A 16,531-nucleotide genomic window follows, 5' to 3' on the forward strand; every position below is an offset into this window, starting at 1 on the left:
CTTCTTTTAAATGAAACTAACCCACATTGTCTGGGATGTGGAGATGGGCGTATTTTTCGCCCTAATCAACAGGAATTAAAATGAGCGAAAGCTTTGCGGAACTCTTTGAAGAAAGCCTAAAGACCCTGAACCTTCAGGCAGGCTCCATCATCACCGGTGTTATCGTTGATATCGATTACCAGGCTCGCTGGGTAACCGTTCACGCTGGCTTGAAGTCCGAAGCACTGATCCCGCTGGAGCAGTTCTACAACGACGCTGGCGAACTGAACATCAACGTCGGTGACGAAGTTCACGTTGCGCTGGACTCGGTTGAAGACGGTTTCGGTGAAACCAAGCTGTCCCGTGAAAAAGCCAAGCGCGCTGAATGCTGGATCGTTCTGGAAGCAGCCTTCGCAGCTGAGGAAGTGGTCAAGGGCGTTATCAACGGTAAGGTTAAAGGCGGCTTCACTGTCGACGTTAACGGCATCCGTGCGTTCCTGCCAGGTTCCCTGGTTGACGTCCGTCCAGTGCGCGACACCACGCACCTGGAAGGCAAAGAGCTGGAATTCAAGGTCATCAAGCTGGACCAGAAGCGCAACAACGTTGTCGTTTCCCGTCGCAGCGTCCTGGAAGCCGAGAACTCCGCCGAGCGTGAAGCTCTGCTGGAATCCCTGCAGGAAGGCCAGCAAGTCAAAGGTATCGTCAAAAACCTCACCGATTACGGCGCATTCGTCGATCTGGGTGGCGTGGACGGCCTGCTGCACATCACCGACATGGCCTGGAAGCGCATCAAGCATCCTTCCGAGATCGTCAACGTTGGTGACGAAATCGACGTCAAGGTTCTGAAATACGATCGCGAACGCAACCGTGTTTCCCTGGGCCTGAAACAACTGGGCGAAGATCCATGGGTTGCTATCAAAGCCCGTTACCCAGAAGGCACTCGCGTTACCGCTCGTGTAACCAACCTGACCGACTACGGCTGCTTCGCTGAGCTGGAAGAAGGCGTTGAAGGTCTGGTACACGTTTCGGAAATGGACTGGACCAACAAGAACATCCACCCTTCGAAAGTCGTACAAGTCGGCGACGAAGTGGAAGTCATGGTTCTGGACATCGACGAAGAGCGTCGTCGTATCTCCCTGGGCATCAAGCAGTGCAAGTCGAACCCATGGGAAGACTTCTCTGGCCAGTTCAACAAGGGCGACAAAATCTCCGGCACCATCAAGTCGATCACCGATTTCGGTATCTTCATTGGTCTGGACGGCGGCATCGACGGTCTGGTTCACCTGTCCGACATCTCCTGGAACGAAGTGGGCGAAGAAGCCGTGCGTCGTTTCAAGAAGGGCGACGAGCTGGACACCGTTATCCTGTCGGTTGACCCGGAGCGTGAGCGTATCTCCCTGGGTATCAAACAACTGGAAAGCGATCCGTTCTCCGAGTACGTCTCGGTTAACGACAAAGGCGCAATCGTGACTGGCACCGTGAAAGAAGTTGACGCCAAAGGCGCCATCATCGTTCTGGCCGACGATATCGAAGCGACTCTGAAAGCCTCCGAAATCAGCCGTGACCGCGTTGAAGACGCGCGCAACGTTCTGAAAGAAGGCCAGCAAGTAGAAGCCAAGATCATCAGCGTTGATCGTAAGAGCCGCGTAATCCAGCTGTCGATCAAATCGAAAGACGATGCTGAAGAGAAAGAAGCCATCCAGAGCCTGAAAGCAGCTCCGGAAGGCGAAGCAGCTGACACCACTATGGCGGCACTGCTGCGTCAAGCAATGGCCAAACAGAACTGAGTTCTGTCTGATCATCAAAAAGGGCGACTTCGGTCGCCCTTTTTTGTGCCTGCGATTTAGTGGGGGACTGCTTTCCGGTCAATCGGTGAAACCATTCCCTTCGCCGGGAGGTCTGTTTCTTTAATCGGATCAATCGTCTATTCGCGTCTAGGCTTAGGCTGAAGATCGCAGTAGTCGGGCAGGCGCCTGGCATAAGGAAGTTAATGAACAAGCTTATAGTTCTGTTGGGTTTGCTGGTGTTGGCAGGCTGTACTACCAGCGCCAAGACCCATGCGGTGCGTGGAGTGAGTGGCATCGAGGTTGACTGCTCCGGCTTGGGTTCAGGCTGGGAAAGGTGTCAGAAGCGCGCTGCCAAGGAATGCAAGGGGGCAGGTTACAAGGTGATCACGCGTTCTGATGATGCTCGGGATGAAGATGGGTTTCCCTTCGGCTTCAATCCTGCCGGCTACGTCACTCGCACCATGTTGGTGATTTGTCGGTGAGTGTCGCTCAGGCTGCAATTCGATGCCCTGAAACCGGGCGTTGTAGCGAGTTGAAAGATATGTCAAGTCCTGGGCTGTTCAAAATCTTCCGGGCGTGCTAAAACCTTTCAAGCGCTGACCTAGCTGCTTGAAAAAGAAGGGAAAAATATGACGAAGTCGGAGTTGATCGAACGAATTGTCACCCATCAAGGGCTGCTCTCATCCAAAGATGTGGAGTTGGCCATCAAGACCATGCTTGAGCAAATGTCCCAATGCCTGGCTACTGGAGATCGTATCGAGATCCGTGGTTTTGGCAGCTTTTCCTTGCACTATCGTGCGCCGCGCGTCGGTCGTAATCCAAAGACCGGTCAGTCCGTCAGTCTGGACGGTAAATTCGTTCCGCATTTCAAGCCAGGCAAAGAGCTGCGCGATCGCGTGAATGAAGAAGAGGAGGAGGGGGCTTGACGGTCACCGTTACGCAAGGAGTTGCTCATGAGTAATCTCAAGCGCATTTTGTTTTCCGTTTTAATTCTATTGCTTGTATTGGCGATCCTTGCGTTCGTTCTCGAAAATCAGCAATCGGTTTCCCTGTTGTTTCTTGGCTGGGCGGGGCCGCAACTTCCGGTATCAGTGATCACGGTTGGTGCATTGCTGGCGGGTATGCTGATCGGGCCTGTTTTTGGCTGGTTCCTGGGACGTGCGTCCAGGGCTTCACGCAAGCGTCTTGTCTGATTGCGACATGGAACGAAAGGCGAACTAAAACTTTAGCCACAGCTTGTCTATATCCATTAGTAAAACGTTCATTAAGCTGTAAAATGCAGCGCCTGTCCGATAGTGGCATATTCCCACGTCGGTGCAGACTGGCTCTGTCAGAAGCCCCGGCTGAATTGATGGCTTTTGCATTTATGGATTAGACAGTGCTCGGTTGGCAGCCCTGTCAGCAACTCAAGGGTATGGTTTCGCGTGAAAATTCTAGTAACCGGCGGCGCCGGGTTTATCGGCTCAGCTGTTATCCGTCATATCATTTCCAACACTACCGACGCAGTGGTAAACGTCGACAAGCTGACGTATGCCGGTAACCTAGAGTCGTTGGCCGAAGTCAGCGGAAACTCGCGTTACACGTTCGAGCGCGTCGATATCTGCGATCGTGAGCAGATCGACCGTGTCCTGCGTGAGCATCAACCGGATGCGATCATGCATCTGGCCGCAGAGTCTCACGTCGATCGCTCCATCTCGGGTCCTTCCGAGTTCATTCAGACCAATATCATTGGTACTTACACGCTGTTGGAAGCGGCACGCCATTATTGGACTGCGCTGGATGATGCGCGCAAGGCCGCTTTCCGCTTTCACCATATCTCGACGGACGAAGTTTACGGCGACCTCGAAGGTCCGGAAGATCTCTTCACTGAAACGACTCCCTATCAGCCAAGTTCGCCGTATTCGGCAAGCAAGGCCAGCTCCGACCATCTGGTCCGTGCCTGGGCTCGTACTTATGGTTTGCCGACGCTTGTGACCAACTGCTCGAACAACTACGGTCCTTGCCACTTCCCTGAAAAGTTGATCCCGTTGATCATTCTCAATGCGCTGGAAGGCAAGCCGTTGCCGGTCTATGGCAAAGGAAACCAGGTACGTGACTGGCTTTATGTCGAAGATCACGCGCGTGCGCTTTACAAGGTCGTGACCGAAGGCGTCATTGGCGAGACGTATAACATTGGCGGTCACAACGAGAAGCAGAATATTGAAGTTGTGAACACTCTCTGTGCTCTTCTCGACGAATTACGTCCCGACTCTGCGCATCGTCCGCATGCGAGCTTGATCACTTACGTTCAGGATCGTCCAGGTCATGATCAGCGCTATGCCATCGATGCCAGTAAAATCCAGCGTGAACTGGGCTGGACACCGGAAGAAACCTTTGAAACCGGGATTCGCAAGACTGTCGAGTGGTACCTGAATAACACTGAATGGGTCGCTCACGTCAAAAGCGGAAGCTACCAGCAGTGGATCGATCAGAACTACGCAGATCGCTCGAACCAAGCATGAAAATTCTCTTACTGGGTAAAAATGGTCAGGTAGGGTGGGAGCTGCAACGCTCCCTCTCGCCGCTTGGTGAGTTGGTCGCGCTGGATCGTCATGCTGTCGATGGTCTGTGTGGTGACTTGTCGGATCTGGACACCTTGCGTGCGACAATCCGCACGCTCAAACCTGATGTCATTGTCAACGCAGCTGCCTACACCGCAGTCGACAAGGCCGAATCCGAAGTCGAGCTGGCTGATCGCGTCAACGGCCATGCCAGTCAAGTCATGGCTGAAGAGGCGGCTTTGCTGGATGCCTGGCTGATTCATTACTCAACCGATTACGTGTTCAGTGGTGAGGGTTCTGCGTCATGGCAGGAGACCGATGCGGTCGCACCGGTCAATCATTACGGTGCAAGCAAGCTCGCCGGTGAGCAGGCAATCGCTGCGTCGGGCTGCAAGCATCTGATCTTTCGAACCAGTTGGGTCTATGGTGCTCGCGGCAATAACTTCGCCAAGACCATGCTTCGACTGGCAAAAGATCGCGAAACACTCAGTGTGATTGCCGATCAGATAGGGGCTCCTACAGGGGCTGACCTGATCGCCGATGTCACGGCAATCGCGATTCACAAGGTGCTTCAGCAGCCGGAGCTGGCGGGTGTGTATCACCTCGCAGCGAGCGGCGAAGTATCGTGGTACGGCTATGCAAGCCATGTCATCGCGTTCGCTCGGGACAATGGCGAGCAGCTTGCAGTTACTGCGATCAATCCGATCGATACGACTGCATATCCGACACCCGCTCGTCGGCCTCTGAATTCACGTTTGAATACTCAGAAGCTGCGCGATAATTTTTCTCTACACTTGCCGGATTGGCAAAGTGGTGTAACCCGAATGCTTAGGGAAGTTCTTAATAAATGACCACGACAAATCGTAAAGGCATCATTCTCGCCGGTGGTTCGGGTACGCGCCTGCACCCGTTGACCCTTGGTGTTTCCAAGCAGATGCTGCCGATCTACGACAAGCCGATGATCTTTTATCCGCTGTCAGTGCTGATGCTTGCCGGGATGCGTGAAATTCTGATTATTTCAACCCCGGAAGATTTGCCTTGTTTCCGTAAACTATTGGGCGATGGGAGTCGTTACGGAATCAAGCTGACTTATGCCGAGCAGCCAAGTCCGGACGGTCTGGCGCAGGCCTTCATCATTGGTGAAGAATTCATCGGAAAGGATCCTTGCTGTCTGATCCTGGGCGATAACATCTTTTATGGTCAGCACTTCTCTGACAACTTGCGTTCGGCCAGCTCTCAACAGCACGGCGCGACTGTATTTGGTTATCACGTCTCTGATCCCGAGCGTTTTGGTGTTGTGGAATTTGATGCGTCCGGTCGCGCGTTGAGTATTGAAGAGAAGCCACTGAAGCCAAAATCCAGCTATGCGGTTACAGGTCTTTATTTCTATGACAATCAAGTCGTGGAGATTGCGAAGAACATCAAGCCTTCCGAGCGGGGAGAGCTGGAAATCACTGATGTGAACCGCGCCTACCTGGAGCAAAAATCCCTGAATGTCGAGATGCTCGGTCGCGGCTTTGCCTGGCTGGACACGGGTACTCACGACTCTTTGCTTGAAGCCAGTCACTTCGTTCATACCATTGAGCAGCGTCAGGGTTTGAAAGTGGCCTGCCTGGAAGAAATTGCGTACCACCATGGCTGGATCACCGCCGATCAGCTGGCTGAGCAAGCTGATGCATTGAAGAAGACGGGCTACGGTCAATACCTGCAGAAGTTGCTGGACTCGCCTTCTCACTGATTCGAATAACAAAGCGTTTTCGGGTGAGAAAGTTAAAATCGGTGCAAGCAGGAAGGCTATGCCAGTAAAACATCCCAAGGTTGCGGTTTTGCTGGCGGCCTTCAATGGAATGCAGTGGATCGAAGAGCAACTCGATTCGATTCTTCGACAGTCCGGTGTAGACCTGAGCGTCTATATCAGTGTTGATCCCTCGACTGATGGTACCGAGGCCTGGTGCCTAGCCTATGCGGCCAGGTGCCAGAGTGTTCATGTGCTCCCTGGCGTCGGTGCGTTCGGTGGTGCCGCACGCAACTTTTTCAGATTGATCCGTGATGTATCCCTCGAAGAATACGACTACATCGCGTTCTCCGATCAGGATGATGTCTGGTATCGGGACAAGCTCGAGAGGGCGATCGGCGAAATTCAGGCGCGAGGCGTGGATGCCTACTCCAGCAATGTTGTCGCGTTCTGGCCGGATGGCCGCACACAACTGCTGGACAAGGCTCAGCCCCAAACCTCCTGGGATTTCCTGTTCGAGGCCGCTGGGCCGGGATGTACATACGTCTTCACTCGTGAGCTGATGCATTCACTCAAGGCCGCCATGCTGGGCAGCTGGAGCGACTTGCAGAATGTCAGTCTCCACGATTGGTATTTTTACTCTTTCGCACGTAGCCGTGGATTTCTCTGGTTCATCGACGCGCGTCCCTCCATGGATTATCGCCAGCATGAAAGTAATCAGGTAGGCGCAAACGCCGGCATCGGTTCTCTGATCATGCGTTACAAGACCATTCATGACGGGTGGTGGTTTTCTCAGGTCAGGCAGATCGTTCGGCTGGTGGGGCTTGAGCGGAATTCATTTGTCGAGCCTTGGCTGCCTTTGGGACGCCGGCAGCTGATAAAGCTCTCGTTCAGTGCCAGAGACTGTCGGCGCAGGGCACGAGACAAGCTGTTTTTCTTTTGCATCTGTTGGGCTACAGCGCTGGTTGGAAGCAAGGCTAAATGATCGGTACTCAAGTTTTGGTGACCGGCGCGACCGGGTTTGTCGGAGAGGCACTCGTGTTTCGACTGCTGCGCGACAAGGTATTCAGCCCTGTTGCTGCTGTGCGCGGCGAAACCAGGTTGAGTGGTCTGTGCCGGGTTGTGGCATTTGACATGGGTGACAGGGCCCTGCTGCCTCCTCTGGCTGGCATTGACGTGGTTGTTCATTGTGCCGCGCGAGTGCATGTGATGAATGATTTGGCAGAGGGGGCTCTTGAGCGGTTTCGCAAAATCAATGTCGAAGGGACTGTTCGTCTGGCACGCAGTGCAGCTGAAGCTGGCGTTAAAAGATTCATTTTCGTCAGTTCGATCAAGGTCAACGGTGAAATGACCCTGCCGGGAGTTGTCTTCAAGGCGGACGATCTACCGGCGCCGCTCGATCCTTACGGCCTATCAAAACGCGAAGCAGAGGACGCCTTGCGAGCAATCAGCGTCGAAACGGGTATGGAGGTCGTCGTCATCCGGCCGCCATTGGTCTACGGCCCCGGTGTCGGGGCCAATTTCCTGAGCATGATGCGCTGGCTTGAACGAGGTGCTCCGCTGCCGCTTGGGGCGATACATAACCATCGCAGCCTTGTTGCGCTTGAGAATCTGGTGGATTTGCTCAATGTCTGCATCAGTCATCCAGAGGCGGCGGGAAACACCTTTCTGGTCAGTGATGGAGAAGACTTGTCCACCACTCAATTGCTCAGACGCATGGCGAGTGCCCTGGGTGTAAAGCCTCGCTTGCTGTCGATTCCTTCCTGGGTATTGAAGACGGGCGCATCGCTGATCGGTCGTGCTGATCTCGCGCAGCGATTGTGTGGGTCATTGCAGGTCGATATCAGTAAAACCATCGATAGGCTGGGATGGTCGCCTGTCATTGGCGTCGACGATGCGTTGAAGCGAACGGCGTACCAGTATCAATCGCGGCAGCGTACTTGAGTGGAGACGTGTGACCGTTGATGGCCTTTGCCTGCTACATCGGCATTGGCAAACTGCCACCCTTTTTCTAACGATGGTGGCTTGATACCCTACGCGCCGCCACCGCGGCGCTCATCTGCAATATTCACGTTATCCATGTCTTGTCGGGGCTGACGGTCCTGCTTCCAGCGTTTGCAAAGCGATAATGTCACTGGGCTATCAAATGGCAATGTTTCGTCGTTATAATTGCAAATTTTGCGCAGCTGGAAGTGGCGCATGAGCCGTTCCGAGGGCGCGCTCCTTGCCCGTCGAATGCTCGCTCGTGTTGAACGAATCGGCACAGGTGAAATTTTCTCCTTTAAGCAACGGAGTGCTCGGTGGTAGCCCCTCTTTTCCCGGATGTTCAAAACAGCAGTCCGGATCACCGCATTGTCGACCGGCTTCAGCAGGAACCAGGTGGTCCTTCCGGACGCGTCGCCGTTCTGTTGTGCACCTTCAATGGCGAGCGTTTTTTGGCACAGCAGCTGGAGTCCATTGCGCGACAAAGCTATCCCCACTGGTTTGTCGTGGTGTCAGATGATAGTTCTGACGACTCTACCCTGGAATTATTACGCGAATACGCCGAGCGCTGGGGAGAGGGCAAACTGTCGATTCGCCAGGGACCGGGACGTGGATACGCCGCCAACTTCCTTTCGCTGACCTGTGACCAATCCATCGAGTCCGATTTCTATGCCTGGGCCGATCAGGATGATATCTGGCAAGAAAACAAGCTGGAGCGTGCTCTGTGCGAGCTTCAGGGCACCTCCCCACAGGAGCCGGCTCTTTACTGTGGCAGGACCGAATTGATCGATGAGGAAGGGGCACCAATAGGTTTGTCTCCTCTGTTTGAGCGTCCCGTCGGATTTGCCAATGCGCTAGTGCAAAGCGTGGGAGGGGGCAACACAATGGTCTTCAATCAGGCTGCCCGTATGCTGTTCCTGCAGGCAGGCTCCAGTCTGGACATCGTTTCGCATGACTGGTGGGCGTATCTCCTCGTCTCAGGTGCTGGAGGGCGAGTCACTTACGACGTTTGTCCAACCATTCTCTACAGGCAGCACGGAGCAAACCTCATCGGCTCTACATCGGGCCTGATGGCGCAATTGAACAGAGTACGGATGCAGTTCCGCGGTCGTTTCCGTGGGTGGAATCAAAAGAATATTGCGGCGCTGGAGTCGACCAGATTCCAGTTGAATGAAGAAAGCCGGATGAGGCTGGATCTGTTTCAGCGGGCGCGAAATTCTCGCGGATTGGCGCGGATCATCTGGTTACGGCGATCTGGCGTCTACCGGCAATCCTTATGGGGCAACCTTGGGCTGCTTTTGGCGGCGGTATTCAATGGAATCTGATACGCAGTCGGACTTGGCCTTTTTCAGGAAGAGTGTTGTGGTAATTCAAGTGATGGCAGGACGAGAGAGTTTGCTGAGGAATTTAAACTCCCTCGGATTTATTGAGGTTTTGAGACAATGCTGAACTTTTCTGCTTCGCCAAAGGAGATGCTCAATAGCATCTGGCGCAACAAAGGTCTCATCCGGGCGCTGGTGCAGCGGGAGATCGTTGGGCGTTACCGCGGGTCGATCATGGGCATGCTGTGGTCACTGTTCAATCCGATTGTGATGCTGGTGATTTACACATTCGTATTCAGCGTCGTGTTCAAAGCCCGATGGAGCGTCGATAGCAGTTCGAAAACCGAGTTTGCGCTCATGTTGTTTGCGGGCCTGATCGTTTTCAATCTGTTTGCCGAGTGCATAAACAGAGCCCCGGGTCTGATTATCGGCAACGTCAACTACGTGAAGAAAGTGGTGTTTCCGCTGGAAATACTTCCATGGGTTACGCTGGGCGCGGCCATGTTTCACTTTCTCGTCAGCCTCAGTGTCTGGCTGATTGCTTATCTGATTTTCTTCGGAAAGCTTCAGTACACCATTCTGTTGCTCCCGGTATTTCTGGCTCCTCTGATCATTTTTGTTGTCGGCCTGGTCTGGTTTCTCGCCTCAATGGGCGTGTACCTGCGAGATGTCAGTCAGATCATCGGTGTCTGCACTTCCGTCCTGATGTTTCTTTCACCGATTTTTTATCCGATCACGGCGCTGCCTGAAGAATACCGGCATCTGCTCTTTTTGAACCCCCTGACCCCGGCAATTGAAGATACCCGGGCTCTGCTCTTCAGGGGTGAACTGCCGAGTCTGATTCACTTGGGTTTCTACTATATCGCTGCAGCTCTTGTCTTTTGGCTAGGATTTGCGTGGTTCCAAAAAACGCGTAAAGGGTTCGCCGATGTCCTCTAATACCGCCATTGCCGTCAACAACCTGAGTAAGTGTTTCCATATTTACGACAAGCCGAGAGATCGGCTGATGCAGATGTTCGCACGCGGACGCAAGCAATATTTTCGTGAATTCTGGGCCCTGCAGGATGTTTCGTTCACCATCAACCGAGGCGAAACGGTTGGTATCCTCGGGCGAAACGGTAGCGGTAAATCGACACTTTTGCAGATGATTTGCGGCACGCTCAATCAGACACACGGCGACATCATGACTCATGGTCGTGTCGCAGCCTTGCTGGAGCTGGGTTCCGGATTCAACCCTGAATTCAGTGGTCGCGAAAACGTGTACATGAATGCTGCCGTACTTGGCCTGACACGAGACGAGACTGAAGCCCGTTTTGCCGAGATCGAAGCCTTTGCGGAAATCGGCGAATTCATCGATCAGCCGGTCAAGACCTACTCCAGTGGCATGATGGTGCGCCTGGCTTTTGCCGTGGCGATCAATGTTGACCCGCAAATCCTGATTGTTGATGAAGCGCTGTCGGTCGGCGATGAATTGTTCCAGCGTAAATGCTTCGCGCGGATCGAGGCGATCAAGGCGAGTGGCGCGACCATCCTGTTTGTGTCGCATTCCGGGAGTGCCGTCATCGAACTGTGTACGCGGGCGATTCTGCTGGATAAGGGCGAGAAGCTCGCCGAAGGTGTGCCCAAGGTCATTGTCGGCCAGTACCAGAAGCTGCTGTACGCGCCTGCGGACAAAGTTGCGGAAATCCGCGAATCGATTAAGACCGGTGTGCTCGAGCGCCTTGAACTCCAGCGCGAGGCCAAGCGCACCGAGGTGGCAGTCGAGGCGTCACAGGCGAAGGACAACGGACTTGAGGAGTACTTCGATCCTCATATCGTTTCCAAAAGTGTGATGTCCTACGAATCTCACGGCGTGCTGATCAGCGAGCCGCGCATCCTCAATGCGGCCGGCAAACAGGTTAACTGTCTCAAGCGCGGTGACAGCTACCGTTATACCTATCGCGTAGCTTTTTCGACGGGGGCGGGGGCTGTTCGCTTTGGCATGATGATCAAAACGCTCGCCGGTATCGAGATCGGTGGCGCGGCGAGCGCGGCGAGCGCTCAGGACGCCATCGCCTACGTGGCAGCTGAAGCTGAAGTCGATGTTGAATTCGAGTTCGAGTGCAATTTGAACCCCGGAACGTATTTCCTCAACTCAGGAGTGGTCGGTGTCGTAGGGGAAGCGGAGACCTATCTGCATCGTTTGATCGATGCCTGCCTGTTTCGCGTTCTGCCGGAGACTGCGATCACAGCAACCGGGACAGTAGATTTCAAATGTATCCCAGCTTTTACCATTTCAAGTGTTGAGCATAATTAATCTTATGGATCATAAACAAATAGTCGTAGTTCTGGGCATGCACCGAAGCGGTACGAGTGCCATTACGCGTGGTTTGAAAGTCCTTGGTGTCGATCTGGGCGATAACCTGTTGCCTGCCGAGTCGGGCAATAACGAAAAAGGCTTTTTTGAAGACGCAACGATTACCGCTTACAACGAAGAGTTGCTGGCGGATCTGGGGCACGCCTGGGACAGTCTGCTTCCCATTCGCCGGGAAGAGCTGGACTCGCCGGTCGCGCAGAGCCACAAGGCGCGAGCAATCGAGCATCTGCGCGATAAGCTCAATGAGATCAAGTGTTTTGGTGTAAAAGACCCGCGGATGTCCCGACTGCTGCCATTTTGGCAGGAGATCTTTGCCGAACTGGGTCTGCAGGTCAGCTATGTCATTGCTTTCCGTAATCCGATAAACGTTGCGCATTCATTGGTCAAACGGAACGAGTTTGAAGTTGAGAAAGGCTACTTTCTCTGGCTTGAGCACATGCTGTTCAGCTTGAAATACAGCCAGGGAGCATCGCGCGTTTTTGTAAATTACGAGTTGATGCTTCAGGAACCCGAGAAGCAGCTGCGACGCATGTCTGAGTCGCTGGGGTTGCCGTTTGACCCGCAGGGCTCCGAGTTCCTGGAATATCAGAGCAACTTTCTCCAGCGGTCGCTGCAGCACAACAGCTTTACGCTGGACGAGCTCAAAAAGGATTCCGCAGTACCGGCCGATGTCTTGAACCTCAGCCTTCTGCTATTGGAACTCTCGCGTGATGAGCGTGCAGATGACCAGGCGGTCGTCAGCACTGTCAACAGCCTTTGCGAGGCGATGAACGAACGTTTGCCTGCCTATCGACTCATGCGTCGTTTCGATGAAAACAACGCTGATCTGAATGTGCAACTGAGGCTGAAAGAACAAAACATCACGACGCTTGCCGCCGACTACGGCGAACTTGATAAACGACACGAAGCGTTGAAGGCCGATTACTCAAACCTCGACGGACACCGTCGTTGGCTCGAGACTGAGTATGGTGTTTTCAAGACGTCTCTTTCAGACGCGGAGCTATCAATTGAGAGCCTTGAGGCTGACCTGCGTCGTTATTCTTCTGGACGCTTTTTGCTGAAATCCCTTGTCTCGCGCATTGCAGAGCGGTTCGGTCTTCGCTATCGAGATGATCATCCGGCTCAGAGCGAGCTGTTCGATGCCGCTTACTACCTCAGTACCTACAAAGATGTTCGGGCGGCGGGTGTCGACCCGTTGCAGCACTATCTTGAGCAGGGCTGGCGTGAGGGGCGTGACCCGTCGGCAGGATTTTCCACCAAATCCTATCTCGACAACTATCCGGACGTGCGGTTACGCCGTATCAATCCGCTGATCCATTATTTGCGCCACGGGTACTACGAAGGCCGGTCGATCCACGACACCAAAGGTCGTAACTACCATCTATCCCGCAAGGTCGGCCGCCATCGCGTCGCCATACAACTGTTGAATCTGCTTGCGCAACAGCCGCAGCTGCTCAGCCGTTTTGTACGCGAAGCTCGCCGTGGCGGTTTGCGTCATGCACTGGCTATTGCAGTCCGCAAGCTCAAGCTCAGCCAGAAGCGACTGGCGTTGAATCAGGTTTCAAAACCGCTTGGCGACGCCGCATTGACTGAGTACGAAGTACTCAAAGTGGTGCCTTACTACCTGGATCCTTACCTGCCAGAGGCACCAACAACAGCGCCTGGAATGGTTGCCGTTCATCTTCATTTGAGCGGTGAGCAATTGTCGGGCCATTGGCTCAGCTACCTCAAAAATGTCCCGGTCGAATTCGATCTGTTCATTTCTCGCAGCAGCGGCGATAGCTCGAAGTTTGACGACAGAGCGTTACGTGCAGCAGTGCCTCTGTTGCGCAAGTTGGTCGTTGAGGTTGTCCCTGGGCAGGTTGGAGCGATTGCTGCGCTGATTGTCCAGTTCGGCAGTCGATTGAAAGCTTACGACGTAATAGCGCACTTCCATGACGAAGCCGGCAGCGCCGATAACGATGATGGTTCGGGGTTGAAAGAGCGCCTGGAGCTACTATGCGGTTCCCCTGCCAATGTCGGGCAGATTCTTCAATTGCTCGATGGGGACGCGAAGGTTGTATATCCCGTCGACACCCGACCTGAGTCTGCCATCTACCACCAGGCTGGCTGGACTGATGCCGGAAACGTGATTGCCACGGCTCTGGAAAAGTACCGCGAGATCGATGCGACTACTTTCCCTAGTGCGCAATTCCCTCGAGTCGGGCTGTTCTGGGCACGGGTTGGCACTATCAGTGACCTGCTGCAGTTGCCATTGCAATTCGAGCACTTCGCGAGCAGCGAAGACGCCGTTGCCGGCGATCTGCTGAGCCGTTCGCTGGAACGCCTGATACTGGTCAATACGACCACCAGTGAGGGACGTAACTATCAGTTGGAAGCTCCGCAGATTTCGCATGAGCCTCGGGAATATTACGAGCCACAGGTTGATTACTCTGCGAGCATCACACACGACACCATCAAGGTGCTGGCGTACTACCTGCCGCAGTTTCATCCGACACCCGAGAATGATGAATGGCACGGCACCGGATTTACCGAGTGGTACAAAGTCCGTTCGGCCAATCCGTTGTTCTATGGTCATTATCAGCAACATGTCCCGCACGAGGACATCGGTTACTACCATCTTGACGGCCCGGCCAGGTTGGAACAGCAGGCTGAAATGATGAAGAAGTCAGGTGTTCACGGCCTGATTTTCTATCATTACTGGTTTACCGGCAGAATGATCCTCGAGAAGCCGGCACAGATGCTGCTGGATAATCAGCAGATCGATATGCCGTTCTGTTTCTGTTGGGCGAACGAGAACTGGACTCGCCGCTGGGATGGTAATGAGGCGGAAATTCTGCTGGGACAGGTCTATTCGAAAGAAGATGCCCGTGGTTTTATTCGCTATCTCATCCCGTTCTTCAAGGACGAGCGCTATATCAAAGTAGATGGGCGTCCGATGTTGCACGTGTATCGTCCATCCTCGATCGAGCATATCGACGAATACTTGGCTGTGTGGCGCGAAGAGTGCGAGCGCGAGGGCCTCAAGGCACCATACATGGTGGCGACGCTGACGCGCGGTGCGACAAATCCGCAAGACCATGGCATGGACTCTGCCGTCGAACGGGTACTGCATGACTGGACTGCCGACGCGGTTCAGGACACTCGCAGCCAGTTGCGCCCTTACTGGCCTCTGGAAGGTAACGTCATTAACTACAGCGAAGTTGCCGATCACTACATGGGGCAGGATCTGGGCAAGGATTTCACGCTGTTCCGGTCGCTGGTTCCAACCTGGGATAACACTGCTCGTTACGGTAACCGGGCGTACGTGCTTAACCACTTCACTACGGAAAAATTCCAGAGCTGGATGGAGTATCTGGTGGATTACTCCGAGCAGAACCTGCCGGAAGATCGCCGCTACGTAGTGGTAAACGCCTGGAACGAATGGGCTGAGGGGGCGCACCTTGAGCCCGATACCCGCTTTGGTTACGGCTACCTCAACTCCATCGGACGTGCATTGTCCGGCCAGTCATTTTCGGCGACCACCAATTGTGTCCTGCCAGCAGAATTGAAGCTGAATGTCGTGCTGACACCTGAAGCCGTGGCACGCCTGGAGGCTGAACCTGAGTTGCGCCGCAAGTTCCTGACATGCCTTGCCAATTCAGGGGCGTTCAAGGCTTGCTCGGTTTCTGTCGAAAACGCAGAGCTTCACCAGGCGTTGCAGGGACAAGGTGTGAAAATCTCCGGTCATGTGCCTGCCGAATCTGACTTCACGCTGCGCTTCAGTGATATTTGCCTGTTCCCTGCAACGGCCGTCGAGTCGTTGCTGAAAATGGCGAAGCGGCACGAGGGTTATTCCGTGTCGGCCAGTTTGCGAAACGATCCGTCGTTCGTGCAGGGCGAAGGCACTGCCAACTTCAGTATCGAGGCTGATCAAGTTGCCTGCATGGAATTGCGCCCGAATGCTCCGGCGATCGGCTACAAGATATGCTGCGAAGCCTCATGTTTCCGACTGTTGCCGGAGGACGGTGTCCACGGTTCTGCGCTCGATACCGTATCGACAATTGTGCGCTACCACCGTCGTGGTGACCGGGCATCGCTGATCAATGCACTTCTTTCGTTGATCGCTCAGTCCGGTAGTCAGGTGTTGCCTGTTCTGGCTATCCAGGACATGGATGACGAGGAAATTGCAACACTTGAAACGCAACTCGCTCAATTGCCGTGGAGTGAACATTGTGCTCCGGTGATTCGTCGTTACTTCTCGACGGAGCAAACGCCGGACCTGCGTTCGTTGATGCTCAATGACGCGCTTAAAGCAGTCGGTAGTGGTTACGCAGCATTTCTTGATTATGACGACATGCTGTTTCCGTGGGCTTACAGCTCACAACTGGAACAGATCAAGTCGAGTGGCAAAAATGCAACCTTTGCACGTGTCTACTCCACCATGGTGGATTCGGCGACTGGTTGCATCGTCAAGCGTGAAAAGATTTTCGATTACGGCGATAACTACCGTGATTTCGTCGAACATAACCACGCGCCGCTGCACAGTTTCCTCCTCGATCTGAACAAGTGCGATCTGGAAGCCGTCACGTACTTTGATGATATGAAGTACATGGAAGACTATTATCTGACCCTGCAGTTGTTCACGCGCGACGGGACGGATTGGGCATCACTGCGTACCTGTGATTTTATCGGTGATTACATTCACCGGATCGGTTGCGATACCCATACGCTTGCGCTGACCGATGAGCAACAGCGTGCTGACTTGCTGGCTAGTGAGTCTTACCGGATCTGCGAGGCTCGCATCAAGGCCCTGCGTGATCGCCTGTTGCCCCACGCTTAGAGCAGAA

The 16,531-nt window shown here is 54.0% G+C and carries 13 protein-coding genes; all 13 read left to right on the forward strand.

The genetic code is table 11. From position 1 onward, the window contains the following. Nucleotides 1-80 precede the first annotated feature (80 nt). Complete coding sequence (gene rpsA / locus ACTJK9_RS07925) at nucleotides 81-1,766, forward strand: 30S ribosomal protein S1 (RefSeq protein WP_039770554.1); 1,686 nt, start codon at nucleotides 81-83, stop codon at nucleotides 1,764-1,766. Nucleotides 1,767-1,969: 203 nt separating this feature from the next. After that, nucleotides 1,970-2,248 carry a hypothetical protein gene (locus tag ACTJK9_RS07930; protein ID WP_085612169.1) on the forward strand — a complete coding sequence of 93 codons (279 nt, stop codon included), beginning with the start codon at nucleotides 1,970-1,972 and terminating at the stop codon, nucleotides 2,246-2,248. 147 nt (nucleotides 2,249-2,395) lie between these two features. Beyond that, nucleotides 2,396-2,692, forward strand: a complete 297-nt coding sequence (gene ihfB / locus ACTJK9_RS07935) for an integration host factor subunit beta (protein ID WP_007950920.1) — start codon at nucleotides 2,396-2,398, stop codon at nucleotides 2,690-2,692. 27 nt (nucleotides 2,693-2,719) lie between these two features. Further along, nucleotides 2,720-2,959 carry a LapA family protein gene (locus ACTJK9_RS07940; protein WP_085612170.1) on the forward strand — a complete coding sequence of 80 codons (240 nt, stop codon included), beginning with the start codon at nucleotides 2,720-2,722 and terminating at the stop codon, nucleotides 2,957-2,959. 231 nt (nucleotides 2,960-3,190) lie between these two features. Then, the gene (rfbB, locus tag ACTJK9_RS07945; protein ID WP_007950922.1) at nucleotides 3,191-4,267 is read left to right on the forward strand and encodes a dTDP-glucose 4,6-dehydratase; all 1,077 of its coding nucleotides are present in this window, start codon (nucleotides 3,191-3,193) and stop codon (nucleotides 4,265-4,267) included. After that, complete coding sequence (gene rfbD, locus ACTJK9_RS07950; RefSeq protein ID WP_085612171.1) at nucleotides 4,264-5,157, forward strand: dTDP-4-dehydrorhamnose reductase; 894 nt, start codon at nucleotides 4,264-4,266, stop codon at nucleotides 5,155-5,157. Before rfbB ends, rfbD begins: the two co-directional genes overlap by 4 nt. After that, the gene (rfbA, locus tag ACTJK9_RS07955; RefSeq protein ID WP_085612172.1) at nucleotides 5,154-6,044 is read left to right on the forward strand and encodes a glucose-1-phosphate thymidylyltransferase RfbA; all 891 of its coding nucleotides are present in this window, start codon (nucleotides 5,154-5,156) and stop codon (nucleotides 6,042-6,044) included. Before rfbD ends, rfbA begins: the two co-directional genes overlap by 4 nt. A gap of 58 nt (nucleotides 6,045-6,102) precedes the next feature. Beyond that, complete coding sequence (locus ACTJK9_RS07960; RefSeq protein ID WP_085612173.1) at nucleotides 6,103-7,026, forward strand: glycosyltransferase; 924 nt, start codon at nucleotides 6,103-6,105, stop codon at nucleotides 7,024-7,026. Continuing rightward, a complete protein-coding gene (locus ACTJK9_RS07965) occupies nucleotides 7,023-7,985 on the forward strand; it encodes a UDP-glucose 4-epimerase family protein (protein ID WP_440813220.1) in 963 nt (320 codons plus the stop codon). The genes ACTJK9_RS07960 and ACTJK9_RS07965 overlap by 4 nt, the downstream gene beginning before the upstream one ends. Nucleotides 7,986-8,341: 356 nt before the next feature. After that, a complete protein-coding gene (locus ACTJK9_RS07970; protein WP_085612175.1) occupies nucleotides 8,342-9,349 on the forward strand; it encodes a glycosyltransferase family 2 protein in 1,008 nt (335 codons plus the stop codon). A gap of 117 nt (nucleotides 9,350-9,466) precedes the next feature. Then, on the forward strand, nucleotides 9,467-10,285 hold the full coding sequence (locus tag ACTJK9_RS07975; protein WP_085612176.1) for an ABC transporter permease: 819 nt from the start codon (nucleotides 9,467-9,469) through the stop codon (nucleotides 10,283-10,285). Then, a complete protein-coding gene (locus ACTJK9_RS07980) occupies nucleotides 10,275-11,642 on the forward strand; it encodes an ABC transporter ATP-binding protein (protein ID WP_221397876.1) in 1,368 nt (455 codons plus the stop codon). The genes ACTJK9_RS07975 and ACTJK9_RS07980 overlap by 11 nt, the downstream gene beginning before the upstream one ends. Nucleotides 11,643-11,646: 4 nt before the next feature. Then, on the forward strand, nucleotides 11,647-16,524 hold the full coding sequence (locus ACTJK9_RS07985; protein ID WP_221397875.1) for a glycoside hydrolase family 99-like domain-containing protein: 4,878 nt from the start codon (nucleotides 11,647-11,649) through the stop codon (nucleotides 16,522-16,524). Nucleotides 16,525-16,531: the final 7 nt, after the last annotated feature.

The organism is Pseudomonas sp. 22082, from assembly GCF_052046055.1.
GTDB classification, from domain to species: Bacteria; Pseudomonadota; Gammaproteobacteria; order Pseudomonadales; family Pseudomonadaceae; genus Aquipseudomonas; species Aquipseudomonas pharyngis.

Bases quoted from the DNA above. Each gene is read 5' to 3' on its own strand.
- rpsA (WP_039770554.1), top strand. From the start codon at position 81: ATGAGCGAAAGCTTTGCGGAACTCTTTGAAGAAAGCCTAAAGACCCTG.
- ACTJK9_RS07930 (WP_085612169.1), top strand. From the start codon at position 1,970: ATGAACAAGCTTATAGTTCTGTTGGGTTTGCTGGTGTTGGCAGGCTGT.
- ihfB (WP_007950920.1), top strand. From the start codon at position 2,396: ATGACGAAGTCGGAGTTGATCGAACGAATTGTCACCCATCAAGGGCTG.
- ACTJK9_RS07940 (WP_085612170.1), top strand. From the start codon at position 2,720: ATGAGTAATCTCAAGCGCATTTTGTTTTCCGTTTTAATTCTATTGCTT.
- rfbD (WP_085612171.1), top strand. From the start codon at position 4,264: ATGAAAATTCTCTTACTGGGTAAAAATGGTCAGGTAGGGTGGGAGCTG.
- rfbA (WP_085612172.1), top strand. From the start codon at position 5,154: ATGACCACGACAAATCGTAAAGGCATCATTCTCGCCGGTGGTTCGGGT.
- ACTJK9_RS07960 (WP_085612173.1), top strand. From the start codon at position 6,103: ATGCCAGTAAAACATCCCAAGGTTGCGGTTTTGCTGGCGGCCTTCAAT.
- ACTJK9_RS07965 (WP_440813220.1), top strand. From the start codon at position 7,023: ATGATCGGTACTCAAGTTTTGGTGACCGGCGCGACCGGGTTTGTCGGA.
- ACTJK9_RS07975 (WP_085612176.1), top strand. From the start codon at position 9,467: ATGCTGAACTTTTCTGCTTCGCCAAAGGAGATGCTCAATAGCATCTGG.
- ACTJK9_RS07980 (WP_221397876.1), top strand. From the start codon at position 10,275: ATGTCCTCTAATACCGCCATTGCCGTCAACAACCTGAGTAAGTGTTTC.
- ACTJK9_RS07985 (WP_221397875.1), top strand. From the start codon at position 11,647: ATGGATCATAAACAAATAGTCGTAGTTCTGGGCATGCACCGAAGCGGT.